This is a genomic window from Bariatricus sp. HCP28S3_A7 (assembly GCF_052066375.1).
Lineage (GTDB): Bacteria > Bacillota > Clostridia > Lachnospirales > Lachnospiraceae > Allocoprococcus.
In genome coordinates this window covers 176,000-198,162 of record NZ_JBQHSG010000004.1, presented here as the reverse complement: position 1 = coordinate 198,162, position 22,163 = coordinate 176,000, and the positions used below count along the sequence as shown (strand labels likewise).

General features: G+C 44.7%; 23 protein-coding genes, 2 tRNA genes and 1 other RNA gene. 19 read left to right on the top strand and 7 right to left on the bottom strand.

All coding sequences use genetic code 11. From position 1 onward, the window contains the following. Window positions 1–76: 76 nt before the first annotated feature. The 4 genes from sdaAA to ACTNA4_RS04670 all read right to left on the bottom strand — a co-directional run bounded on the left by sdaAA (window position 77) and on the right by ACTNA4_RS04670 (window position 4,582). Window positions 77–955 (bottom strand): L-serine ammonia-lyase, iron-sulfur-dependent, subunit alpha, encoded by an 879-nt coding sequence (gene sdaAA, locus ACTNA4_RS04685; RefSeq protein ID WP_441028747.1) that lies wholly within the window; start codon window positions 953–955, stop codon window positions 77–79. Window positions 956–967: 12 nt separating this feature from the next. Continuing rightward, window positions 968–1,636 carry an L-serine ammonia-lyase, iron-sulfur-dependent subunit beta gene (gene sdaAB, locus ACTNA4_RS04680; protein ID WP_427806198.1) on the bottom strand — a complete coding sequence of 223 codons (669 nt, stop codon included), beginning with the start codon at window positions 1,634–1,636 and terminating at the stop codon, window positions 968–970. A 227-nt stretch (window positions 1,637–1,863) separates the two neighbouring features. Then, window positions 1,864–2,985, bottom strand: coding sequence for a glycerate kinase (locus ACTNA4_RS04675; RefSeq protein WP_427818841.1), 1,122 nt, complete (start codon window positions 2,983–2,985; stop codon window positions 1,864–1,866). 505 nt (window positions 2,986–3,490) lie between these two features. Continuing rightward, a complete protein-coding gene (locus tag ACTNA4_RS04670) occupies window positions 3,491–4,582 on the bottom strand; it encodes a CdaR family transcriptional regulator (protein ID WP_441028745.1) in 1,092 nt (363 codons plus the stop codon). Window positions 4,583–4,961: 379 nt separating this feature from the next. On the opposite strand from ACTNA4_RS04670, the gene secG reads away from it, so the two are divergent. From secG to ACTNA4_RS04635, 7 genes are all read left to right on the top strand, one after another. After that, a complete protein-coding gene (gene secG, locus ACTNA4_RS04665) occupies window positions 4,962–5,204 on the top strand; it encodes a preprotein translocase subunit SecG (RefSeq protein ID WP_427806214.1) in 243 nt (80 codons plus the stop codon). Window positions 5,205–5,301: 97 nt separating this feature from the next. Further along, window positions 5,302–7,422 carry a ribonuclease R gene (rnr, locus tag ACTNA4_RS04660; RefSeq protein ID WP_441028743.1) on the top strand — a complete coding sequence of 707 codons (2,121 nt, stop codon included), beginning with the start codon at window positions 5,302–5,304 and terminating at the stop codon, window positions 7,420–7,422. A gap of 11 nt (window positions 7,423–7,433) precedes the next feature. Further along, window positions 7,434–7,901, top strand: coding sequence for an SsrA-binding protein SmpB (gene smpB / locus ACTNA4_RS04655; RefSeq protein WP_441018631.1), 468 nt, complete (start codon window positions 7,434–7,436; stop codon window positions 7,899–7,901). Between the two features lie 58 nt (window positions 7,902–7,959). After that, window positions 7,960–8,193, top strand: a complete 234-nt coding sequence (locus tag ACTNA4_RS04650; protein WP_427806217.1) for a hypothetical protein — start codon at window positions 7,960–7,962, stop codon at window positions 8,191–8,193. 116 nt (window positions 8,194–8,309) lie between these two features. Further along, complete coding sequence (locus tag ACTNA4_RS04645) at window positions 8,310–8,906, top strand: ECF transporter S component (protein ID WP_441028741.1); 597 nt, start codon at window positions 8,310–8,312, stop codon at window positions 8,904–8,906. 90 nt (window positions 8,907–8,996) lie between these two features. After that, window positions 8,997–9,482: a YbaK/EbsC family protein gene (locus tag ACTNA4_RS04640; protein WP_427806219.1), complete on the top strand. Its 486-nt coding sequence runs from the start codon at window positions 8,997–8,999 to the stop codon at window positions 9,480–9,482. Further along, complete coding sequence (locus ACTNA4_RS04635; RefSeq protein ID WP_441028739.1) at window positions 9,479–9,976, top strand: N-acetyltransferase family protein; 498 nt, start codon at window positions 9,479–9,481, stop codon at window positions 9,974–9,976. The genes ACTNA4_RS04640 and ACTNA4_RS04635 overlap by 4 nt, the downstream gene beginning before the upstream one ends. 98 nt (window positions 9,977–10,074) lie before the next feature. Here ACTNA4_RS04635 and ssrA read toward each other — a convergent pair. The 3 genes from ssrA to ACTNA4_RS04620 all read right to left on the bottom strand — a co-directional run bounded on the left by ssrA (window position 10,075) and on the right by ACTNA4_RS04620 (window position 10,803). Continuing rightward, window positions 10,075–10,421, bottom strand: a transfer-messenger RNA (tmRNA) gene (gene ssrA / locus ACTNA4_RS04630). A 231-nt stretch (window positions 10,422–10,652) separates the two neighbouring features. Then, window positions 10,653–10,725: transfer RNA gene (locus ACTNA4_RS04625), tRNA-Ala, on the bottom strand. 4 nt (window positions 10,726–10,729) lie between these two features. Beyond that, a tRNA-Val gene (locus ACTNA4_RS04620) sits at window positions 10,730–10,803 on the bottom strand. A gap of 103 nt (window positions 10,804–10,906) precedes the next feature. On the opposite strand from ACTNA4_RS04620, the gene ACTNA4_RS04615 reads away from it, so the two are divergent. The 12 genes from ACTNA4_RS04615 to hflX all read left to right on the top strand — a co-directional run bounded on the left by ACTNA4_RS04615 (window position 10,907) and on the right by hflX (window position 22,163). Beyond that, window positions 10,907–11,815 carry a LysR family transcriptional regulator gene (locus tag ACTNA4_RS04615; RefSeq protein ID WP_427806221.1) on the top strand — a complete coding sequence of 303 codons (909 nt, stop codon included), beginning with the start codon at window positions 10,907–10,909 and terminating at the stop codon, window positions 11,813–11,815. 204 nt (window positions 11,816–12,019) lie between these two features. After that, window positions 12,020–12,544, top strand: a complete 525-nt coding sequence (locus ACTNA4_RS04610; RefSeq protein ID WP_427806222.1) for a C-GCAxxG-C-C family protein — start codon at window positions 12,020–12,022, stop codon at window positions 12,542–12,544. Window positions 12,545–12,630: 86 nt separating this feature from the next. Continuing rightward, complete coding sequence (locus ACTNA4_RS04605) at window positions 12,631–13,554, top strand: TDT family transporter (RefSeq protein WP_427818847.1); 924 nt, start codon at window positions 12,631–12,633, stop codon at window positions 13,552–13,554. A gap of 147 nt (window positions 13,555–13,701) precedes the next feature. After that, window positions 13,702–14,379, top strand: coding sequence for a response regulator transcription factor (locus ACTNA4_RS04600; protein ID WP_427806224.1), 678 nt, complete (start codon window positions 13,702–13,704; stop codon window positions 14,377–14,379). Next, window positions 14,379–15,842, top strand: a complete 1,464-nt coding sequence (locus tag ACTNA4_RS04595) for an ATP-binding protein (RefSeq protein ID WP_441028737.1) — start codon at window positions 14,379–14,381, stop codon at window positions 15,840–15,842. Before ACTNA4_RS04600 ends, ACTNA4_RS04595 begins: the two co-directional genes overlap by 1 nt. A gap of 84 nt (window positions 15,843–15,926) precedes the next feature. After that, the gene (hisH, locus tag ACTNA4_RS04590) at window positions 15,927–16,532 is read left to right on the top strand and encodes an imidazole glycerol phosphate synthase subunit HisH (RefSeq protein ID WP_427818849.1); all 606 of its coding nucleotides are present in this window, start codon (window positions 15,927–15,929) and stop codon (window positions 16,530–16,532) included. Window positions 16,533–16,544: 12 nt separating this feature from the next. Further along, a complete protein-coding gene (hisF, locus tag ACTNA4_RS04585) occupies window positions 16,545–17,306 on the top strand; it encodes an imidazole glycerol phosphate synthase subunit HisF (RefSeq protein ID WP_427818850.1) in 762 nt (253 codons plus the stop codon). A gap of 22 nt (window positions 17,307–17,328) precedes the next feature. Next, a complete protein-coding gene (locus ACTNA4_RS04580) occupies window positions 17,329–18,003 on the top strand; it encodes a uracil-DNA glycosylase (RefSeq protein WP_441018603.1) in 675 nt (224 codons plus the stop codon). Between the two features lie 53 nt (window positions 18,004–18,056). Continuing rightward, complete coding sequence (locus ACTNA4_RS04575; RefSeq protein WP_427806228.1) at window positions 18,057–18,416, top strand: ArsR/SmtB family transcription factor; 360 nt, start codon at window positions 18,057–18,059, stop codon at window positions 18,414–18,416. Between the two features lie 39 nt (window positions 18,417–18,455). Beyond that, window positions 18,456–20,321, top strand: a complete 1,866-nt coding sequence (locus ACTNA4_RS04570; RefSeq protein WP_441028735.1) for a heavy metal translocating P-type ATPase — start codon at window positions 18,456–18,458, stop codon at window positions 20,319–20,321. A 37-nt stretch (window positions 20,322–20,358) separates the two neighbouring features. Next, a complete protein-coding gene (locus tag ACTNA4_RS04565; protein WP_441028733.1) occupies window positions 20,359–20,913 on the top strand; it encodes a tetratricopeptide repeat protein in 555 nt (184 codons plus the stop codon). 5 nt (window positions 20,914–20,918) lie between these two features. Next, on the top strand, window positions 20,919–22,163 hold the full coding sequence (gene hflX, locus ACTNA4_RS04560) for a GTPase HflX (RefSeq protein WP_441028731.1): 1,245 nt from the start codon (window positions 20,919–20,921) through the stop codon (window positions 22,161–22,163).

Below are 22,163 nucleotides of genomic sequence, written 5' to 3'. Positions count from 1 at the left end.
GAGGATAGCAAAAAGAAAAACCCGTGGAATTTCATGTGTAAAAAGAATTCCACGGGATTTTTTTATTTCCGAATCATTAAGCCTTGGAGCAGGCATGACATCCCAAAGTGCATCCGGTCGGTGTTCCCGCACATCCTCCCATTGCTGTTTCCCGAAGCTCAAACGGAATACTCTTTCCTACGCGGTACATTGCTTCTGCCATCTCATCAAACGGAATCGGGTGAGTGACCCCGGCAAGGGCAAGCTCGGCGCAGGTGATTGCGTTTGCAGCACCGATGGTGTTGCGACTCTGGCACGGAGATTCAACCAGTCCGGCAATCGGATCGCAGACCATTCCAAGCAGGTTGGACATGGCAATGGATGCAGCCTCAAGTGACATTTCCGGTGTTCCACCCATGATTTCCACGACCGCACTTGCTGCCATGGCGGAAGCCGCACCAACCTCAGCCTGGCATCCGGCTTCGGCGCCGGATACAGATGCATTTCGCATCAGAATATAACCGATTGCGGATGCATTCAAAATCGCAGAATGAAGGCGTTCGTTTGACAGCTGTTTTTCTTCCTGCAGTGCGAGAAGTACACCCGGGAGTACCCCGGCAGAACCGGCGGTAGGGGCGGCGACGATCAGTCCCATGGAGGCGTTGACCTCCAGAACGGCCATGCTGTAGGAAATTGCCTTACTCATTAGGGAACCGCAGACACTTCGGTCTGTCTTGCCGAAGTCGGATACTTTTTTAGCTTCGCCTCCGATCAGGCCGCCCATGGAACGTTTCGGCTGCATCAGCGGTTCATTGACCGCATCTTTCATGATGGTCAGTACCGTTTTCAGTTTTTTGTCAATTTCCTCGGAAGTGAGTGTGCCGCAAGTGATCTCACGGGTCTTCATGGCCTCGGAAATGCTGATATTTTCTTTTTGACAGAGTTCCAGTAATTCTTGTCCGTTTCTAAAATCCATCGTCCGTACCTCCTACATCTGAACCAGCATCAGTTCGCGGACATTTTCATTTGTCCGGATTTCAGCCAGAATGCTCTCCGGAATAGGTTCGTCGGATTCGACTACTGTATAAGCAGTAGCACCCTTATCTTCCCGGAACAGGCGCATGAAAGCGATATTTACATTCTGGTTGCTGAGACACTGGGTAATATGTGCAACGACACCCGGAGTATCGAGCTGTTTTACGATGAGTGTACTGTATTCTCCGGTAAATTCCACATCGATATTACCAATACGCACGATCTTTATCTTGCCGCCCCCGATGGATTCCCCGCGAACCATCAGTTCGTAGCCGTTAATTCCGGTCATTGCGATATCGGCAGTATTCGGATGATCGGTTACTGTCTCCTCATCGATGATGTACTCATATTCCACACCGAATTCTTTGGCAAGCTCAAAGGCATCACGGATTCTGGCGTCATCTGTGGAAAATCCAAGAATTCCGCCCAGTAGTGCGCGATCGGTACCGTGGCCGTGATAGGTTTTGGCAAAAGAACCGTAGAGGGTAAAGGTTACCTTTTTAATCGGTTCCGGACACATTTTGCGTGCCAGCAATGCCATGGAAACAGCACCCGCGGTGTGGGAGCTGGAAGGCCCGATCATGTTGGGACCAATGACATCAAAAATACTTAGAAAGTTCATATTTTCATCCTCCAATTGTGTTTTCCGGATTGCAGGGAAATAAGTTCCGGAACAATCCGCAGATATGATGAGAGCATCAAAATCCATGTCCAATATAGCACAGAAAACGTCCGAGAAAAAGGGGGAAAAAATATTGGGCGGAAATAAAATGTCAGACAGCCAGAGAGAAGAACTCTCTGGCTGATTTGCTGATATAGCGGATGAGACGAAATGGAGGAATTAGCACACTATAAAAGGCGAAATACCTGTTCTACCGCTGCACGCATATTTGTTTTGGCACATTCGGGATTCATGGCCTCCTCAAGCGTTGTAATTCCGCGGACAATCGGGAAAAATGCATCAATCCCGGCCTGGTTGCATGCGGTGGCTTCCGGAGTGACACTTCCGGCAAAAGCGATAACTTTTGCATTGTATTTTTTCGCCAGTTTTGCAACTCCTATAGGAGCTTTTCCCATTGCGGTCTGGTGATCGAGCCGGCCTTCACCGGTTACTGCGACATCAGCGTCTTTCAGTTCTTTTTCCAATTCAACCGCATTCAGAATCAGATCAATTCCGGGAGTAAGGCTGGCGTTCAGATAACTGAGCAGTGCAAATCCCAGTCCGCCGGCGGCACCGGCCCCTGCGGCATTCGAATAATCACATCCAAGGTATTTGGCAGTAACGTTGGCATACTGAGCCATGGCCTGATCCAGATTTTCCTTGATATCATCAGTCACGCCTTTTTGAGGACCATAGATATAAGTGGCTCCATTTTTGCCGCACAGCGGATTTGTTACATCACAGGCAACCTGGAAATGACACTCATCCAAAAGGGAATTTTTGTTTTGCGTAAGGATGCATTTGACTTTTTTAAGGGCTTGTCCGCCTTCTCCGGCGTCATGACCGTTTTCGTCCAGAAATTCAAAGCCAAGAGCTTTCAGCATTCCGATACCGCCATCATTTGTAGCACTTCCACCGATTCCGATGATGAAGTTTCGGCATCCTTTATTGATGGCGTCATTTATCATTTCCCCCACACCGTAAGTGGTTGCATGAAGGGGATCTTTTTTATTTGTGAGTGTAATTCCGGCTGCTGATGCCATCTCGATGATAGCTGTATTCGTTTCTTTTAAGTATCCGTAATAGCACGACACCGGATCATCGAGAGGTCCGGTTACGGTAACATCGATCCGCTCCCCGTTTAAACCTTCGATTAGTGCGTCTGTGGTGCCTTCACCGCCATCCGCAAGTGGTTTTACGATAACTTCAGCATCCGGTTTCGCGGCAAGAATTCCAGCTTTAATTGCCATTCCGGCTTCCATGGAAGTCAGGCTTCCTTTCAGAGAGTCAATTGCAACTACAACTTTCATTTTCATGTCCTCCGTTTTTATATTCATGGTGTTCTGCTTTGTATATGGTTTTAGTGTATCATGGAATGATAAAGTTGAAAATGTCATTCGGAACAATATATGAATGAAAATAAACACGATATATGTATTACGTAACATACTCAAACTACTACGCTGAGGCGTTTTTTGCCTTGCACACTCGAAGAAGTATTCTGTGTGATTGGTACAGTTATTTATCGGACGCTATACTAAATAACTTGCCTATTTCTCCGATTGCACATGGCAAAAAGTCTCAGCGTAGCTAGCTATATAATAGTTTACGTATTGAAAAGAAGAAAAAAGAGAATAATCCGTAGCATTTTCCTTAAGTTACGTGTCAAAAAGAAATAAATTTATAATAGTCCGTAGCAGTGCGCTGAAACTACGTGTCAAAAAAGATGATTCCCCAAAAAATCCGTAAATCGTTATAAAATGCAAGAAACAAATGATAAGAAATTGAAGTGTTTCCTATGCCTAAGCATAAGACTTACCTTGATATCGTATAGTATAGTTTCACTGCAAGGTAGAGAATGACAGCATCCTGAAATCGGCGTGGATTCAATCCACAAATGCGATAGATGCGGTCAAGCTTATATTGAAGTGTATTTTTATGTAGAAAAAGCTTCTCGCAGGTTCGGTTAAGCGATTGCTCTTCCTCGAAATAGGTGCGCAGCAAAGAAAACTCTTCGGAGGAAAGTCCTGCAGCTGCCTTAGATAAAAAGTCTTTTTTGGTTACCGAATCTATCCTGGCCAGAATGATTTCCAAAGTCAGTTTGTCAAAAAGGGCAAAATGTGTCTCTGAACCGGAGAGACTTTCCAGAGCAATCCGGGCGGTACGAAGAGAATCATCAAGCTGATAGATACTGTCTGTTCGTCCAACTCCAAGAAGCACATCATCTCTGGCAGAAACAAAAGACTCGAGAATTGTCTGATGCGTATCGAATGAAGTACTGTCAATGATCGCTGCAAATTCGTTCGGATACTGAAAACAGAATACAGAATCCGGAATCCGTTCAAAGAGATGATGAATGGCGGATTCGACGGTGGAAATCCCGGAACGTCCTTCGTGAGAGCATACTTGTAGAAGAAGAACACGTTTTGGCTTCTTAGCATTTAGATGAAATTCCTGAAGCATTTTCTGAATGTATTCCGGATTTTCAATATTGCCATTTAACAGTGTCTGAATCAAGTAAGTTTTTTTCTCAGTCTGAGTCCGGGAAGCGGCATTTAGTTCCTGCTCGCGGATCAGAAGACGGGTAATCTTCTCAGCAAGGTAAGCATAACTTCGTACCTCGTCCGGTTCCCCACTGATTCCGATTACGGCAGTCAGAATGCCATTGTGTGTCACCGGAATATTCACACCCTTTTGTGTGCCGGAAAGGCTGTTGTCTTCGTAAACTTCCAGAGGAATTCCGGTCTTGATCACTTGTTTTCCACCCTCATGGAAGGTGCCGATGCGCGTTAAATCTGTACTTGCAATGATCATGCCGTTTTCATTGATGAAATTTATATTGTGCCCACAGACATCCTTGACAGTATCGACGATTTGCTGAGCCGTTTTCTTATTGATGATATTCATGGCAGGAACTCCTTTGTGCTTTGGGTGACTTACATTCTGACGGCTCTGTGAAAGAGCCGGTACAAAATTAAAAGCGTATAACATTATTATATAATTTGGCATTTTCGGATTCAATAGAAAATGAGAAAGAGCTTTTTATATTAATGTAACTGTTCAGAGCCAACCTCGAAAACACTTCGTGTTTTCTCAGTGTGGCGTATCCGCCAAATAGATTTGTCAAAAAAGGCTCTCACGAATGCAAGCATTCATCGGCCTTTTTTATCAAATCTGCTTGGCTCTGAACAGTTACATATTAATTTAAAAAGAGGAAAAATTTTCTTGAATAACACATCATAGTATGGTAGAATAATCATGGTTTATCCATCAGGAGGTGTGAATAATGGAGATTTTGAAAACGGTTCTTTTAATACTTTTTGCAATAGACTGTGTCGCATTGACAACAATCGTATTACTTCAGGAAGGCAAGTCAGCCGGTCTTGGAACGATCGCGGGAGCAGCCGATACGTACTGGGGACAGCATAAGGGACGCTCTATGGAAGGTGCACTTGTGAAGTCTACCAAGTTTCTTGCAGTTCTCTTTATCGTACTTGCGGCAGTGCTGAATCTGAAAGTATTTGGTTAACGAATGAATGGTTGAAAATGAGGAACACTCTATAGTAATTATAGGGTGTTCTTTTTTCGATACAGAGGCCCGAGGGAGTAAAACAGGGAGATAAAAAATGGACGAGATATTTGAAAAGCGGAAGAAAATCATATATGAATTTATCTGTGACGAGTTCTATGTGCCGATGAAGCTGAAAGAACTTGCGATGCTGCTGCAGGTGCCAAAAGATCAGAGAGATGAACTGAAGGCAGTAATGGATTCGCTGGAGGCAGAAGGCAAGGTTCATGTCACTCAGAAAGGGAAATATATCAAAGGGGAAGCGAAGCATCTGCGCGGAATCTTTCAGGCGAACGCAAGAGGATTCGGATTTGTGACGGTGGAAGGAGAGCCGGAGGATATTTTTATCGGTGAAGAGGATATGGGCGGTGCCATGCAGGGGGATGAAGTGGAAGTCGCCATTACGAAGGCACCGGAAGGAAGACGAAGAGAAGGAAAGATCCTGAAGATTGTGAATCGGGGAACGCAAAGACTGGTCGGTTATTATCAGAGCAGAAAGAATTTCGGTTTTGTAGTGCCGGATAATGAACGGATCTTACAGGATATTTTTGTCCCGGCAGAGCAGTCAAAAGGAGCTGTGACCGGACATAAGGTTGTCGTGGAACTGACATCTTATGGAGGAGAGAGAAAGAAACCGGAAGGCAGGATCGTAGAGATTCTTGGTCATGCAAATGATCCGGGGGTGGACATCCTTTCTATCGTGAAGGCATATGATCTTCCGAGCGAATTCCCGGAAAAAGTGCTGAATCAGGCAGAGCGGGTGGCAAAGCCGGTGACCGGAGCAGACATGGCAGGAAGGAAGGATGTCCGGGACTGGCAGACGGTCACGATCGACGGTGAGGATGCCAAGGATCTGGATGACGCGATCACGTTGACAAAGGAAGGGGACAACTATATCCTCGGTGTTCACATTGCGGATGTGACGAATTATGTGCAGGAAAACAGCGCATTGGACAGAGAGGCGTTAAAAAGAGGGACCAGTGTGTATCTGGCAGACCGTGTGATCCCTATGTTGCCGCATGTACTTTCAAACGGCATGTGTTCTTTAAATGCAGGCGAAGACAGGCTGGCACTCAGTTGTATCATGACGGTGGATTCAAAAGGAAACGTAATCGACCATCAGATCGCAGAGACGGTGGTCAATGTGGATGAGCGGATGAGTTATACCAGTGTGAAGAAGATCCTGGAGGAGCATGACGAGGAAGAATGCCGGCGCTATCAGACACTGATTCCGATGTTTGAGCTGATGAAAGAACTTTCTGAGATCCTTAGGAACAGAAGGCACAAACGAGGGGCAATTGATTTCGACTTCCCGGAATCCAAGATGGTGCTGGATGAAGACGGTACACCTCTGGAAATCAAGGCGTATGACAGAAATGTAGCCACAAAGATCATTGAAGATTTCATGCTTCTTGCCAATGAGACGGTGGCAGAAGAATATTTCTGGCAGGAAATCCCGTTTGTATACAGAGTCCATGAAGCGCCGGATGAAGAAAAAATGAAGAAACTGATCACATTTATCCAGAATTTCGGCTATACGATGCACGTTCCGAAAGGACAGGAGATTCGTCCGAAAGAGGTGCAGAAACTGCTGGATAAGATAGAAGGAAGCCAGGAAGAAGCAATGATTTCCCGGCTGACCCTTCGTTCCATGAAACAGGCGAAGTATTCACCGGATAATGACGGCCATTTTGGACTTGCAACAAAGTACTATACACATTTCACATCGCCGATCAGGCGCTATCCCGATCTGCAGATTCATCGGATTATCAAGGATAATCTGCGCGGAAGAATGACAGAAAGCCGAAGAGATCATTACGCGAAGATCCTGACAGAGGTTACGATGCAGGCGAGCAGCCTGGAACGCCGTGCGGATGAAGCAGAACGTGAGACGGTGAAGCTGAAAAAAGTTCAATATATGAAGAAATTCTACGGAGAAGAATTCGAGGGAGTCATTTCCGGCATCACGAAATGGGGTCTTTATGTGGAACTTCCGAATACGGTGGAAGGGCTGGTTCATGTTGCAAATATGATGGATGATCATTATGATTATGATGAGACTCATTTTCAGATGGTCGGTACTCACACAGGTAAGAGATATGAATTGGGTCAGAAAGTGAAAGTCCGTGTGACGGGCTGTGATACGATAGCAAGAACGATTGATTTTGAATTGGTATAAGGAGAGGCAAGATGGCAAAAACGCAGGGAAAACTGATCGCGAATAACAAGAAAGCATATCATGACTATTTTATCCTCGATACCTACGAGGCGGGGATCGCCCTTGCAGGGACGGAGGTCAAATCTCTCCGTATGGGAAAATGCAGTATCAAGGAATCATTTATCCGGATCGAAAACGGAGAAATGTTCATTTACGGAATGCACATCAGTCCATACGAGAAAGGAAATATATTCAATAAAGATCCGCTCAGAGTGAGAAAACTGCTGCTTCATAAAAGTGAGATCAACAAACTGCTCGGCAAGATCAAGGAAAAAGGAATGGCAATCGTGCCGTTAAGAGTGTACTTCAGCGGAAGCCTTGTCAAAGTGGAGATCGGACTGGCAAAAGGTAAAAAACTCTACGATAAGCGGGATGATATCGCGAAAAAAGATCAAAAGAGAGAAGCTGAGCGAGACTTCAAAGTACGAAATTTCGGATAAGCGATTCATATCGGTAAAAGCAAAGATGAGCAGATCTGATGATTAGGAGGAAGAAAAATTGGTACCACGGACAAAAGAAGATTTGAATAAAATGGTAACTCAGCAGACATTGGAAACATATGAAGAACTGGCACCACAGCTTGTACAGCTGATCGACATGACGAAAAACAGAGGTGATTTGACAGACGCCGAGAAATGGGATGAGATTGCGCTGCATATGATGGGGTATGTCAAATCCTGCACCAACGAAATTATGGTGGAAGTGCTGGCGGAAATACTGGGCCTGGATTAAACTGTACATATAAAAATAATGAAAATTGTATATTTCTAAAAAGACAGTCAAGCGGTAATATAGGTCTATCCTTGAGAAATAAAAATAGGGAACAAGAAGAAAGGATGAGACGTAACATGAGACAGAAAAATACAACCGTATTAAAAATCGCACAGACTGCTCTTTTGGCAGCACTTTGCTATGTATCTTTTACATTTTTACAGATTAAGATTCCGATGCCGGGCGGAGATGCAACATCTCTTCATATCGGAAATGCATTCTGTGTTCTTGGCGCGCTACTTGTCGGCGGAATGTACGGAGGACTGGCAGGAGCAATCGGTATGTCAATTGCAGACATCATGGATCCGGTATACATCACTGTAGCACCGAAGACATTTGTCCTCAAATTCTGCATCGGTCTGATCGTAGGACTGGTGGCACACAAAGTGGCAAAGATCAACGAAAGCACAGATAAGAAATACATTTTCAAATGGAGCGTGATCGCATCCGCCTGCGGACTTGGATTTAATGTGATCGCAGATCCTCTGGTAGGATATTTCTATAAACAGTATATTCTCGGACAGCCGCAGGAGATGGCATCTGTACTTGCAAAATGGAGTACCATGACAACATTTGTCAATGCAATTGTCTCTACGATTCTGGTAGCGGTCATCTACAATGCACTTCGTCCTGTACTGCTCAAAAGCGGGCTTCTGATCACAAAAGAAGCATAAGGTTCGATATTGTAATTCGATATGAAAACCGTTATACTAAGGGGAAGACCCGGTATAACGGTTTTTTACATCAACAGGAGGCATAGGAATATGGCAATCGACAAAGTAAAAGAGTATTTCAAAGCATATGGTATGGAGGACAGGATACTGGAATTTCCGGTATCGAGTGCAACGGTGGAGCTTGCGGCAGAAGCGGTGGGGTGCGAGCCGTGCAGAATTGCAAAAACACTGTCTTTTATGGCAAATGATTTTCCGATTCTGATCGTAGCAGCCGGGGATGCGAAGATTGATAATCATAAATACAAAGAAAAGTTTGCGAAGAAAGCAAAAATGCTTACGCCAGAAGAGGCGGAACAACTGGTGGGACATGCTGTCGGCGGCGTCTGCCCATTTGCGGTGAATGAAGGAGTTACCGTTTATCTGGACGAATCTCTGAAACGGTTTGAGACAGTATTTCCGGCATGTGGAAGCAGTAACAGCGCGATTGAACTTACGATTGAAGAACTGGAACGTTATTCTTCTTATACAGAATGGATTGATGTATGCAAAGGATGGGAAAGAGGAACGGACAGATGAACCATGATATTGAAATAAGAGAATATGTACCGGAAGACCTGGATCAGATGGTCGAGATCTGGAATGAAGTTGTAGAAGAAGGAATTGCATTTCCACAGGAGGAATGTCTGAATCAGGCGTCGGGAAAAGTATTTTTTGACAGCCAGAGTTACTGCGGTGTAGCGGTCGATACAGAAACGGAACGAATTATGGGGCTGTATATTCTCCACCCGAATAATGTGGGAAGATGCGGACATATCTGTAATGCGAGTTATGCGGTCCGTTCTGAGAGCAGAGGACTTCACATCGGAGAAAAACTGGTTCTTGATTGTCTGGAACAGGGGAAGAAGCATGGATTCGGTGTCCTGCAGTTTAATGCAGTCGTAGCGACAAATGTGCATGCAAGGCATCTTTACGAACGGCTGGGATTCGTTCAGCTCGGGACGATCCCGAAGGGATTCCGCATGAAAGACGGAAGATATGAAGATATTTGTCCGTATTATCATGAATTATAGGAATGCGTGGAAAGAATGCTTCGCCGCACGGAGATAAAAGAATCGTTTTAGAATATACAAAAAAGCCTTGAAAATTCAGCATTTTCAAGGCTCTTCTCATATGGACCTGAGGGGAATCGAACCCCTGTCCGAAAGCTCATCCATCAGAGCATCTCCCATCACAGTCATTACTTTGACATTCCCTCCTTCGGACGCCTAATGACAGGCTGCCGAATTCAGTAGCTTCATAAAATCTTCCATTCCCTCAAAGCTTTGAGAACGAAGTGCCTCATCTGGTCGAAGCCGGTTACTTAAGCGATGAGCGACCTAAGGCCGACTGCTGCAAACTAGGCAGCTAACGCGTAATTATCGTTTGCGTTTAATTTTAAATACGGTTTACTGCGCGGTCCCGTCCCGCGGATGGCTTCTCCAACTTCCAAACCCCCGTCGAAACCAGTACAAGCCCTGGTTTATCTGTCTGCATGTTCTTACTATAAATGAATATGCAGAGGTCGGAAAGCTCCAACGCATATGTTATTATAAATGGGATGCCGGGGTGATGTCAAGGGGGGATGAAAACTTTACTTGGGATATATTTGCAGATTCTTTACAAGAAAAGAGTATCCCAGTATAATATCTATAGAAACAAAAGGAGTATCGCAAAAAAACAATGACTTTGCGGTACTCCTTTATGAAATGGAGTATACGGGATTCGAACCCGTGGCCTTTACAATGCGAATGTAACGCGCTCCCAACTGCGCTAATACCCCAAAGTGGAAGCAACGGGGCTCGAACCCGTGACCTCTCGCGTGTGAGGCGAACGCTCATCCCGGCTGAGCTATGCTTCCGTGCTGCTTATAAATTTCATTAAATCATATTATAGCACCGGACGAAAATAAATCAATTGTTGGATTATAATAATTTTATAAAATTTTCAGGAGATGATAATCGATGAATGTCAAAGATTTCAATGTGTTTATTACGGTGGCTGAGACGAAACACCTCACGAAGGCGTCCAAATTATTGTATATGACCCCGCAGGGAATAAGCAAAGTCATCAAAAATCTGGAAAATGAATGTGACTGTGAGCTGTTTCTGCGTACGGGAAACGGGATGGAATTGTCGGAAGCAGGCAGACATTTCCTTGAGTATGCAAAAAAGGCAATGAAAGAGTACTTTGATATGAGAAATGAACTCCTTCGGATCAAACAAAAAGAACATGGGGTGGTGGATCTGCTTTCCGCATTTGGTATCGTGCGTCTGGTTACTCCGGAGTGCATTTTGGATTTCAAGAAGAAGTATCCTGAGATTGAGTTCCACAGCAGAGAATGCCCTGATAAGCAGGTGGAACGATGGTTTCTTGCCGGGGAAGGGAATGTTGCCTTTTCGCTGGCACCCTGTGATGAAGAAAAATATGATGTATCAGAGCTTTCCGCTTTTCCGGTAAAACTTTTGGTGAATGAAAACCATCCGCTCAGCAGAAAAGAAACGGTTACGATACAGGATTTAAGAGGAGAGCCTCTTTATATAGAAAGCAGAGAGTTTAAGATTCACGATCTGATCGTGAATAAGTGCCGTGAAGCCGGATTTGAGCCGAACATCATGTTTGAAACAAGCGGATTCAGTTTATGCCACAAAATGGTCAGAGAAAACAAGGGCATTTCTGTTACGGTTGATTTTGTTTCCGATGATATGGGGCACGATAACATGGTACTGATTCCGTTTGCTGACGGAGACTATGAATGGAAGATCTGTATGCTGACGCGGAAGAATGAAACGGTTGGAAACGGTGTTGACATTTTCCAGAAACATGTGAAGGAATGGATGGACAGAATCCGGGAAGGGGATATCAATAGATAGTTGAAAGGGCGGAACGAAACGTTGACTTGAATTAGAAAATCCTACATAATTCACAAAAATTGACAGGATTTCAGATGGTTTTCTCTTGAAAATTTTAACTTATAGAAAACGCAAATATATTTATCAAAATTATAAATTAGTGTATAAAAATGCAATATGATAAAATATCCTTCAGGTAATTGATACACGAAGGAGGAAACAAAAATGAAAATTGGTGTAACAGAAATCAGCCCGAGAGCGGTGCAGCAGGTAGCGGAGAAAAAATTCAAAGGTGGATACTATTGCTGTGAAGCACTGATCAGTGCGATTCGTGACGAATTCAAGCTGGATGTTCCCGAAGAGGTTATCGCAATGGCTTCCGGTATGGCAGTTGGAGCCGGAAAATCAGGATGTGTATGCGGAGCATTTAACGGAGGTATCATGGCACTTGGAATGTTCTTCGGACGTACAGAGCAGGATGGCCCGACAAATCCAAAGAGCGTGAAATGTATGGAGCTGACCAAAGAACTACATGACTGGTTCAAGGTTGCAAACCAGAAAAATGCAATATGCTGCAGAGTCTTGACGAAGGAGTTTGACAAAGGGAAAGGCGAACACAAAGAACAGTGTATTTTCTTCACAGGACTGTGTGCATGGAAAGTTGCTCAGATTGTCTGTCGCGAGCTTGGTATCAAGAATCTGGATGAGATTGATGAACCGGCACCAAGAAGAACACTCGCTGAAATCTAGAAGAATATGTGAACTTCCGGCGGTGTATCTGCCCGGAAGTTCACAAATTGAAAACAGTTTTTTTTGACAGAAAGGATGAGAGTGACATGAAAGATATGATTAAAAAAGTTCCGGTACCTCTTTGTGGGGTTATGCTGGGATTTGCGGCACTGGGAAATTTATTACAAAGCTATGGTGAGGGAATCCGTTCTGTATGCGGTATCGTGGCAGCATTTTTGCTGATTCTGATATTTGCAAAACTGCTTCTGTTTCCTCAGATGATCAAAGAGGATATGAAGAATCCGATTATGGCGAGTGTTGCGGGAACATTTCCGATGGCGCTTATGCTGCTTAGCACTTATGTGAAACCTTATATCGGAGCGGCAGCTATGTATATCTGGTTCTTTGCCATTGCATTACATATTGTGCTGATTGTCTATTTTACAGTGAAGTTTGTTTTAAAACTTCAGCTTCCAAAGGTATTTGCAAGTTATTACATTGTATATGTGGGAATTGCTGTTGCGGCAGTTACGGCACCGGCATATGAACAGCTTGGAATCGGAACGGCAGCGTTCTGGTTCGGATTCGTAACGCTGATTATTCTGCTGGTACTTGTGACGATCCGTTATGTGAAGTGTCCGGAAGTACCGGAACCGGCACAGCCGCTGATCTGTATTTACGCAGCGCCTACAAGCCTCTGCATCGCAGGTTATGTACAGTCTGTGACACCTAAGTCAAGAGGGTTCCTTCTTGCGATGTTAGTTGTAGCGACAGTGATTTATATTTTTGCGCTTGTAAAAGCAATCGGATATCTGAAATTAAAATTCTATCCAAGCTATGCTGCATTTACATTCCCGTTCGTAATCAGTGCGATTGCTACGAAGCAGACGATGGCCTGTCTGGCTAATATGGGACAGCCGATACCGGCACTCAAGTATCTGGTGCTGATTGAAACTATTATCGCCGTTGTCCTGGTAGTATATACATTTATCAGATTTATGGGATTTATCTTTGCCGGAGAAAAGAAATAATATAGAAAACCACCAGTCGTATCAAAAACGACTGGTGGTTTTCTTACTTTTTATGAGAATGATATCGAAAATTAATTCACATATGCAACACATTTTCGTGTTACAATGGGAAAATAAAGAAGATACCAAAGTGAGAGGAGCATTTTTATGGATAAATTAAAAATTCTGGTAGTGGACGACGAGAGCAGGATGCGGAAACTGGTCAAAGATTTCCTGCAAAGAGAAGGATTTGAGGTGATCGAGGCAGGCGATGGTCTGGAAGCAATGGACCGGTTCTATGAGGACAAGAATATTGCGCTTATTATTCTGGATGTTATGATGCCGAAGATGGACGGATGGCAGACATGCAGGGAGATCCGCAAGGAATCGAAGGTGCCGATCATCATGCTGACAGCGCGGGGGGATGAACGGGATGAGCTTCAGGGATTTGAGCTTGGAGTGGATGAATATATATCCAAACCTTTCAGCCCAAAGATCCTGGTTGCCAGAGTGGAAGCGATTCTGCGCAGAACGAATGCGCTTGCGGCGGAAGAGACGATCTCGGCCGGTGGAATTGAGATTGATAAGACCGCGCATATGGTGAAAATCGATGGAAAGCCGGTAGAGTTAAGTTTCAAGGAATTTGAATTACTCACGTATTTTGTGGAGAACCAGGGAATTGCACTTTCAAGGGAAAAAATTTTAAATAATGTGTGGAATTATGATTATTTCGGCGATGCCCGTACAATTGATACCCATGTAAAAAAACTGAGGAGCAAACTTGGGGATAAAGGGGATTACATTAAGACGATCTGGGGTATGGGATACAAGTTTGAGGTGGCATAATGAAACATTCGATTAAGCAGCAGATGATGATGGTATTCGTCGGTATTGTTGTCGTTATGATGCTGGTATTTATGGCGGTGAACGGGGGGTTCCTGGAAAAATACTATATTGCTGAGAAGCAGTCGGAATTTGTCAGAACCTATTCTCTTTTGAAAAATGGTGTTATAAGCGGGACATTGATGGAAGAAACTCCGGGAAGTGAGCTGAGTAAATTGACGGAAAAGAACAATATTGCTGTTGTTGTGATCAATCCGGAAGCTTCTTATATTTATACGAATGCCAGGAATCTGGAAACGGTGATGAAGAACCAGCTTATGGGATATCTGTTTAATAAGAACAATCAGGAGATTCTGAAAAAAACGGATGAGTATGTTATCAGCAGATCAATGGATATGCAGAACAGTACAGAGTACATTGAGATGTGGGGAGAGTTTGAGAACGGCTCCGTATTCTTGCTGAGAAGCCCGCTTGACAGTATTCGGTCGGCGGTGAGAATCTTTAATCAGTTTATCGGAATGGTAGGGGGCATTGTTATCTTACTGAGCCTGTTTGCTGCATGGTATTTTTCGAAAAAACTTTCAGAACCTCTGATGGAGCTGGCTGCTCTTTCTCAGAAAATGGCGGATCTGGATTTTGAGGCCAAGTATACAAGTGGGGGAAGCAATGAAATCGGTATTCTGGGTCAGAGTTTTAATCAGATGTCTGAAAAACTGGAACAGGCGATTTCCGATCTGAAGAAGGCGAATAATGAATTGCAGATGGATATTGAGCAGAAAGAGAAGCTCGAACGTATGAGAACGGAATTCCTTGGGAATGTTTCCCATGAACTGAAGACGCCGATCGCGCTGATTCAAGGATATGCGGAAGGCTTAAAAGAGGGAGTCAGCGATGATCCGGAGAGCAGGGAATTCTACTGTGATGTGATTATGGATGAAGCCGGAAAGATGAATCAGATGGTGAAGAACCTTCTGACACTGAATCAGCTTGAATTTGGAGATAATGATGTGCAGTTTGAACGGTTTAATCTTACGGATCTGATTCGTGGGGTACTGCAGAGCCTGGATATTATGATCACCCAGAAGGAAGTACACGTTATTTTCAGACAGGAAAATCCGGTATATGTATGGGCAGATGAATTCAAGGTGGAGCAGGTGCTGCGAAATTATGTGAATAATGCACTGAATCATGCGGAAGGCGAAAAGGTTATCGAGATTAAAATCGTAGAAATAAATGAAAAGGCACATATCAGTGTGTTTAACACAGGCAATCCGATTCCGGAAGAAGACGTGGAACATATCTGGGAGAAGTTTTACAAAGTGGATAAGGCGCGAACAAGAGAATATGGAGGAAATGGTATCGGGCTTTCTATCGTCAAGGCAATTATGGAATCTCTGCACCAGGCGTATGGTGAGAAAAATTATGATAATGGAGTGGAATTCTGGTTTGAGCTGGATGTAAAGTAATTGAAAACTCTTGCCCCTATAGAGAAAAACGTCTATAATAATCACATGATGCAAGTTACAAATGAAGACAGCGAGGGCAGACAAATGATAGCGATTATTGATTATGATGCAGGAAATATCAAGAGTGTAGAGAAGGCATTGATTTTGTTGGGAGAAGAGCCGGTGATTACCCGTGACAGAGAGACGATTCTGAAGGCGGATAAAGTAATTCTTCCGGGAGTGGGAGCATTTGGTGATGCCATGCACAATCTTAGAAAATATGGGTTGGACAAGGTGATACATGAAGTTGTAAAGAGACAGATACCACTGCTTGGAATCTGCCTGGGACTCCAGCTTTTATTTGAACGCAGCGATGAAACGCCCGGTGTGGAAGGACTTGGCGTGCTGAAGGGAGAGATTCTTCGTATTCCGGAACAGGAAGGACTGAAGATTCCTCATATGGGATGGAATTCTCTGAAACTTCAGAATAATGGACGATTATTTCAAGGTCTGGAAGAAGATCCTTATGTATATTTTGTACACTCTTATTATCTGAAAGCAGAGGATGAAAGCATCGTAAAAGCGACAACGGAATACAGCACGCTGATTCATGCATCTGTAGAGCAGGGGAATGTATTCGCCTGCCAGTTCCACCCGGAAAAAAGCAGTGATACGGGACTTCGGATTCTGGAAAATTTTGTGGCATTATAGGAGGACAGCAGTATGTTTACGAAAAGAATCATTCCATGCCTGGATGTAAATAATGGTCGGGTGGTAAAGGGCGTTAATTTTGTAGATTTAAAAGATGCAGGAGATCCGGTAGAGATTGCAAAAGCTTATGATAAAGCCGGAGCAGACGAACTGGTATTTCTGGATATCACCGCATCTTCGGATGCCAGAAACACCGTGGTTGATATGGTGCGTAAAGTGGCTGAAAATGTGTTTATTCCTTTTACGGTAGGCGGCGGAATCCGTACGGTGGATGATTTCAGAGCGCTTCTCAGGGAAGGAGCGGACAAGATCTCTGTAAATTCCGCAGCGATCATGAGACCGGAACTGATCAGCGAAGCGGCAGAGAAGTTCGGAAGCCAGTGTGTGGTAGTTGCAATTGATGCAAAGCGCCGTGAGGATGGCGGATGGAATATTTACAAAAACGGCGGACGTATCGATATGGGAATCGATGCGGTTGAGTGGGCCATGAAAGCGGAAAAACTGGGAGCAGGAGAGATTCTCCTGACCAGTATGGACTGCGATGGTACCAAGGCGGGATATGATCTGGAGCTTACACGGACAATCGCGGAAAATGTCTCCATACCGGTAATTGCTTCGGGAGGAGCAGGGACACTGGAACATTTCTATGACGCGTTAAGTGAAAAGGGTAAAGCGGATGCAGCTTTGGCAGCATCACTTTTCCATTACAAAGAACTGGAGATCCGTGAGGTGAAGGAATACCTGAGAGAGAGAGGTATTTCGGTACGCTTATAGAGAAAAAGAGGGATAATAGAAAATGGCTGCGTTGAATAATGACTGGCTGGATGCTCTGAAAGGGGAGTTCAGAAAACCATATTATAAGAAATTGTTTGAAACGGTGAATCAGGAATACCGGACTCATCGTATCTATCCTCCGGCAGATGATATTTTCAATGCATTTCATCTGACACCACTTAAGGATGTGAAGGTTGTGATACTGGGACAGGATCCGTATCATGGAGACGGGCAGGCACACGGACTTTGCTTTTCGGTAAAACCGGATGTGGAGATTCCGCCTTCACTGGTGAATATTTATCAGGAACTGCATGATGATCTGGGATGTCGGATCCCCAGCCACGGGAATCTGACCAAATGGGCGAAGCAGGGAGTTTTGCTTCTGAACACAGTTCTGACGGTGCGGGCGCATCAGGCGAACTCTCACCGTGGAATCGGATGGGAAGAATTTACGGATGCGGCGATTCAGGTATTAAACACCCAGGACAGACCGATTGTGTTTATTTTATGGGGAAGACCGGCACAGCTTAAGAAGAGGATGCTGAACAATCCAAAGCATTTGATTCTGGAAGCACCGCATCCAAGTCCATTATCTGCCTACAGGGGATTTTTCGGAAGTAAGCCGTTCAGTCAGACGAATCAGTTTCTGGAAGCAAACGGCCTTATGCCGATTGACTGGCAGATCGATGAACTGTAGTGGATAGAAACAGATAAAGCAATTTTTTGTCTGTACGAAGGGAAGGGGATTGTATGAAAAAAACGGAAGTGGAATGCTGTGACATTTTTCAGATACATGAAGAACTGGTGAAGAAGGCCGAGGAAAATATCCTCGATGAGGATAGGCTGAAGGAGCTTGCGGATTTTTTCAAAGTATTTGCAGACACGACCCGGCTCAGAATTCTGAGCGTTTTGTTTCAATCGGAAATGTGTGTATGCGATCTGGCGGAAGTGCTGGGAATGACGCAGTCGGCTATTTCCCATCAGCTCAGGATCCTGAAGCAGATGAAGCTGGTCAAGAACCGCAGGGAAGGAAAGACAGTGTTCTATTCTTTGGCGGATGGACATATCCAGACGATTATGAATCAGGGGATGGAACATATCATGGAATAGAGAATGCTGTCGATGTATGGATAAAGGGGTTTGAGGGTTATGACCAAAGAGATAAAAAGACAGTGGATCGTATTTGGAGCGGGTCTACTTGCATTTTGGGGAAATATCGTGCTCCGGGAGAAGGAAATGATCGTGGGGAATATGGTATTCCCCTTCTTTCTTATATCCTACATTTTGCTGGGATATACAGTGTTCCGGCACGTTATAAGAAACATAGAAAAAAAGCAGTACTTTAATGAGAATATTCTGATCGTGATGGCATCTGCGGGAGCAGTCGGAATTGGAAGATATACGGAAGGCAATCTGATCATGATGCTGTTTGCATTTGCCGGAATAATGGAAGATATGCTTATGAAGTATTCTAGAAATGTAATCAGTAAGCTGATGGATATGCAGCCTACTGTGGCGGTGAAAAAAGTACGTGGAAAAGAATACAAGGTGGCACCGGAGCTTTTGAAAATTCGAGATACGGTGGTGGTAAAACCCGGAGAACGTATCCCTGTGGACGGGGTCGTGACAACCGGAGAAACGACGGTGGATTCGCGGATGCTGACGGGGGAGATGATTCCGCAGACAGCCCGGGAAGGGGACAGAGTATACGGGGGAAGCATTAATCTTACCGGTGTGATCGAAATCAGAGTGATCCGGACTTATCAGGAGTCGACCTTATCACGGATCCGTCAGATGGTGGATGACGCAGGCGGGGAAGATACAGAAAATACGACAATGACGGGGCGGTTTATGTGGAAATATATTCCGGCTGTTATAATGCTTGCCGTTGCGGTTGCAGTTGTTCCTCCCCTTACGTTTTCATGGGGGCAGTGGCATGAATGGATCTACCGTGCCTTTTTGTTCCTGATTGCCGCATGCCCGTGCGGCCTTCTGATCTCAGAGCCCATTGCTTTTCTGGGAGGAATTTCGGCGGCGGCGAAGCACGGTGTAATCATTAAGGGTGGAAGGTTTTTGGAATATCTCACGGAAGCGGATGTGTTTATTTTTGACAAGACCGGTACGCTTACTGAAGGCGTGTTTGAAGTGACGGAAGTGCATCCAACGGAGATCACAACAGACGAGCTTCTGAAATATGCAGCTTATGCGGAAAGTTATTCCAATCATCCGATTGCCAAATCCCTCCAAAGAGCCTATGGGCATCCGATTGATAAAAAGCAGGTGCAATGGATCAAGGAGACGGCGGGACTCGGGGTCAGTGCAACCGTAGAAGGAAAAAGAGTACATATCGGGAATCGTAGGATGGCGAAAAAGCATGGTGCTGAATATGAGCAGGTAGAAAGTGGAGGAACTGTTTTACATGTAGTTGTGGATGATAGATATGCCGGATATATTGTGGCGGAAGATACAATCAAAGAAGAAGCATATGATCTGATCGAGTGGCTTCAGAAGAAGGTTCATGCATTGACTGTAATGCTGACGGGTGATCGGCGGTCGGCGGCGCTTCATGTCGCTCGGAAATTGAATATTGATTATGCCTATGCGGGACTTCTTCCGAAGGATAAGCTGGAACAGTTGGAGCATTTTCAGGGATTGAAAGAAGAAAATGAGAAAGTGGTTTTTGTTGGAGACGGAATGAACGATGCGATTGTGCTGAAAAAAGCAGATGTCGGTGTGGCAATGGGAGCACTCGGATGTGATGCCGCGATTGAGGCTGCGGATATCGTACTTCTTGAGGATGACCTCTCCAGACTGGCCGGCGTGATCGGCCTTTCAAGAGAAACCTGCCGTGTTGTAAAGGGGAATATCAGACTGGCAATGTTTGTGAAGATTGTGGCGCTGATACTTGCAGGACTTAAGCTTGCTACACTTAGAACAATTTTGATTGTGGATTTGGCAGTTATGTTTGTGGGACTTTTGAATGCACTTTTAATTTCAAAATATCCGATGGAATAATCTTAATATAGAAGGGTAGATTAGAATGAGAAACAGTATGAAGAAATGGAACAAAAGCAAATATAGTTTGGTGATGCTGCTTCTGGCTGTGATGTTGGCAACTTCTGGCTGTACTTCCATTGTAAAAGAAGGGACAGAGCTGCTTGAAGAAGGAAATTATACAGAGGCAGCGGAAAAATTCCAGGAGTCAGTTGATAAAGGAAAAGACCTGGGAGAAGCATGGAGGGGGCTGGGAATCTGCTACTGGAAAGAAGAAGATTACGAAAAGGCAGAAAAGGCGTTTGGAAATGCACTTCAAAACGGTTCGGAGGAAACAGCAACCATTTATAATATGTTGGGAATCTGTGCATTGATGACGGATAAACCGGAAAAGGCAGTCTATTATTTTGAAAATGGGCAGGAGTTTCCGGATGCGGGTCAGGAGCTTTTGAAAGAAATGTCATTTAATCTGATTGCGGCTTATGAGCAGGTGGGGGATTATCAGAAAGCAAAAGAAAAGCTGGAAGTTTATCTCAGTCTGTATCCGGATGATGAACGTGCGCTGAAAGAAAAAGAGTTTTTGAATACGCAGGTCCCAAGTAGAGAGGAATAGAATGTATGGCAATCTATGAGATAAAAGATGAAAAAGAAAAGCTCATTCTGGTGGGAGTCGCAAGCAGTGCGAACGATGATACCGAACAGTCATTGGATGAGCTTTGCGATCTGGTCGATACGGCAGGAGGTGTGGTCGTCGGCAGGGTCATTCAGAGGCGGGAGATGATTCATCCCGCCACTTATGTTGGTAAGGGGAAAATTGAGGAAATCAAAGAACTTTTGTGGGAAACAGATGCGGACGGCATTGTTTGTGATGATGAATTGTCCCCTGCACAGACAGCGAATCTGACAGAACTTTTGGATACAAAGGTAATGGATCGGACACTCATCATCCTGGATATCTTTGCCGGGAGAGCATCGACCAGTGAAGGGAAGATCCAGGTGGAGCTGGCTCAGCTCCGTTACAGGCAGACTCAGCTTACCGGCGCCGGCAAGGCATTGTCCCGTTTGGGAGGAGGAATTGGCACAAGAGGACCGGGAGAAAAGAAATTGGAGATGGATCGAAGGCTGATTAAGAACCGGATTGCCCTTCTCAACAGAGAACTTAAGGATGTCAAAAGACATAGAGATCTTACCAGAGAACAGCGCAGCAGAAATCATATGCAGGTGGCTGCCATCGTAGGATATACGAATGCGGGAAAATCCACATTGCTTAATACGCTGACGGATGCAAAGGTATTGGAAGAGGATCAGCTTTTTGCAACGCTGGATCCTACAACAAGAAATTTGAAGCTGCCGAGCGGCCAGGAGATGTTGGTGACGGATACGGTCGGATTTATCAGGAAGCTTCCGCATCACCTGATTGAAGCGTTCCGGAGTACTCTGGAGGAGGCAAAGTATGCGGACCTGATTCTCCATGTGGTAGATTCCTCCAACCCGCAGATGGACGAGCAGATGTATGTGGTATATGAGACACTGCGTAAGTTGGAAGTCATGAATAAACCTGTCATTGCAGTATTTAATAAGATGGACCGACGTGGGGAGAACGCATTGCTGCGCGATTTTCAGGCAGACAGAACCGTGCAGATTTCGGCAAAGACCGGAGAAGGGATTCCAGAGCTTCTCTGTGCGATTGAACAGCAGCTGCGGGAACAGAAAATTCTAATAGAAAGAATGTATCCTTATCAGGAAAGCTCCCGCGTACAGATGATTAGAAAATATGGAGAGCTTCTGGAAGAACACTATACGGAAGAAGGAATTTATATCCGGGCTTACGTCCCGAAGGAGATCTATGGAAGGAGTTTGTGA

Coding starts and splice junctions, on each gene's coding strand:
- ACTNA4_RS04605 (WP_427818847.1), top strand. CDS start 12,631: ATGAAAGATATGATTAAAAAAGTTCCGGTACCTCTTTGTGGGGTTATG.
- ACTNA4_RS04615 (WP_427806221.1), top strand. CDS start 10,907: ATGAATGTCAAAGATTTCAATGTGTTTATTACGGTGGCTGAGACGAAA.
- ACTNA4_RS04575 (WP_427806228.1), top strand. CDS start 18,057: ATGAAAAAAACGGAAGTGGAATGCTGTGACATTTTTCAGATACATGAA.
- ACTNA4_RS04635 (WP_441028739.1), top strand. CDS start 9,479: ATGAACCATGATATTGAAATAAGAGAATATGTACCGGAAGACCTGGAT.
- ACTNA4_RS04675 (WP_427818841.1), bottom strand. CDS start 2,985: ATGAAAGTTGTAGTTGCAATTGACTCTCTGAAAGGAAGCCTGACTTCC.
- sdaAA (WP_441028747.1), bottom strand. CDS start 955: ATGGATTTTAGAAACGGACAAGAATTACTGGAACTCTGTCAAAAAGAA.
- ACTNA4_RS04580 (WP_441018603.1), top strand. CDS start 17,329: ATGGCTGCGTTGAATAATGACTGGCTGGATGCTCTGAAAGGGGAGTTC.
- rnr (WP_441028743.1), top strand. CDS start 5,302: ATGGACGAGATATTTGAAAAGCGGAAGAAAATCATATATGAATTTATC.
- ACTNA4_RS04600 (WP_427806224.1), top strand. CDS start 13,702: ATGGATAAATTAAAAATTCTGGTAGTGGACGACGAGAGCAGGATGCGG.
- ACTNA4_RS04610 (WP_427806222.1), top strand. CDS start 12,020: ATGAAAATTGGTGTAACAGAAATCAGCCCGAGAGCGGTGCAGCAGGTA.
- hisF (WP_427818850.1), top strand. CDS start 16,545: ATGTTTACGAAAAGAATCATTCCATGCCTGGATGTAAATAATGGTCGG.
- sdaAB (WP_427806198.1), bottom strand. CDS start 1,636: ATGAACTTTCTAAGTATTTTTGATGTCATTGGTCCCAACATGATCGGG.
- ACTNA4_RS04645 (WP_441028741.1), top strand. CDS start 8,310: ATGAGACAGAAAAATACAACCGTATTAAAAATCGCACAGACTGCTCTT.
- secG (WP_427806214.1), top strand. CDS start 4,962: ATGGAGATTTTGAAAACGGTTCTTTTAATACTTTTTGCAATAGACTGT.
- hisH (WP_427818849.1), top strand. CDS start 15,927: ATGATAGCGATTATTGATTATGATGCAGGAAATATCAAGAGTGTAGAG.
- ACTNA4_RS04670 (WP_441028745.1), bottom strand. CDS start 4,582: ATGAATATCATCAATAAGAAAACGGCTCAGCAAATCGTCGATACTGTC.
- smpB (WP_441018631.1), top strand. CDS start 7,434: ATGGCAAAAACGCAGGGAAAACTGATCGCGAATAACAAGAAAGCATAT.
- ACTNA4_RS04595 (WP_441028737.1), top strand. CDS start 14,379: ATGAAACATTCGATTAAGCAGCAGATGATGATGGTATTCGTCGGTATT.
- ACTNA4_RS04640 (WP_427806219.1), top strand. CDS start 8,997: ATGGCAATCGACAAAGTAAAAGAGTATTTCAAAGCATATGGTATGGAG.
- hflX (WP_441028731.1), top strand. CDS start 20,919: ATGGCAATCTATGAGATAAAAGATGAAAAAGAAAAGCTCATTCTGGTG.
- ACTNA4_RS04565 (WP_441028733.1), top strand. CDS start 20,359: ATGAAGAAATGGAACAAAAGCAAATATAGTTTGGTGATGCTGCTTCTG.
- ACTNA4_RS04570 (WP_441028735.1), top strand. CDS start 18,456: ATGACCAAAGAGATAAAAAGACAGTGGATCGTATTTGGAGCGGGTCTA.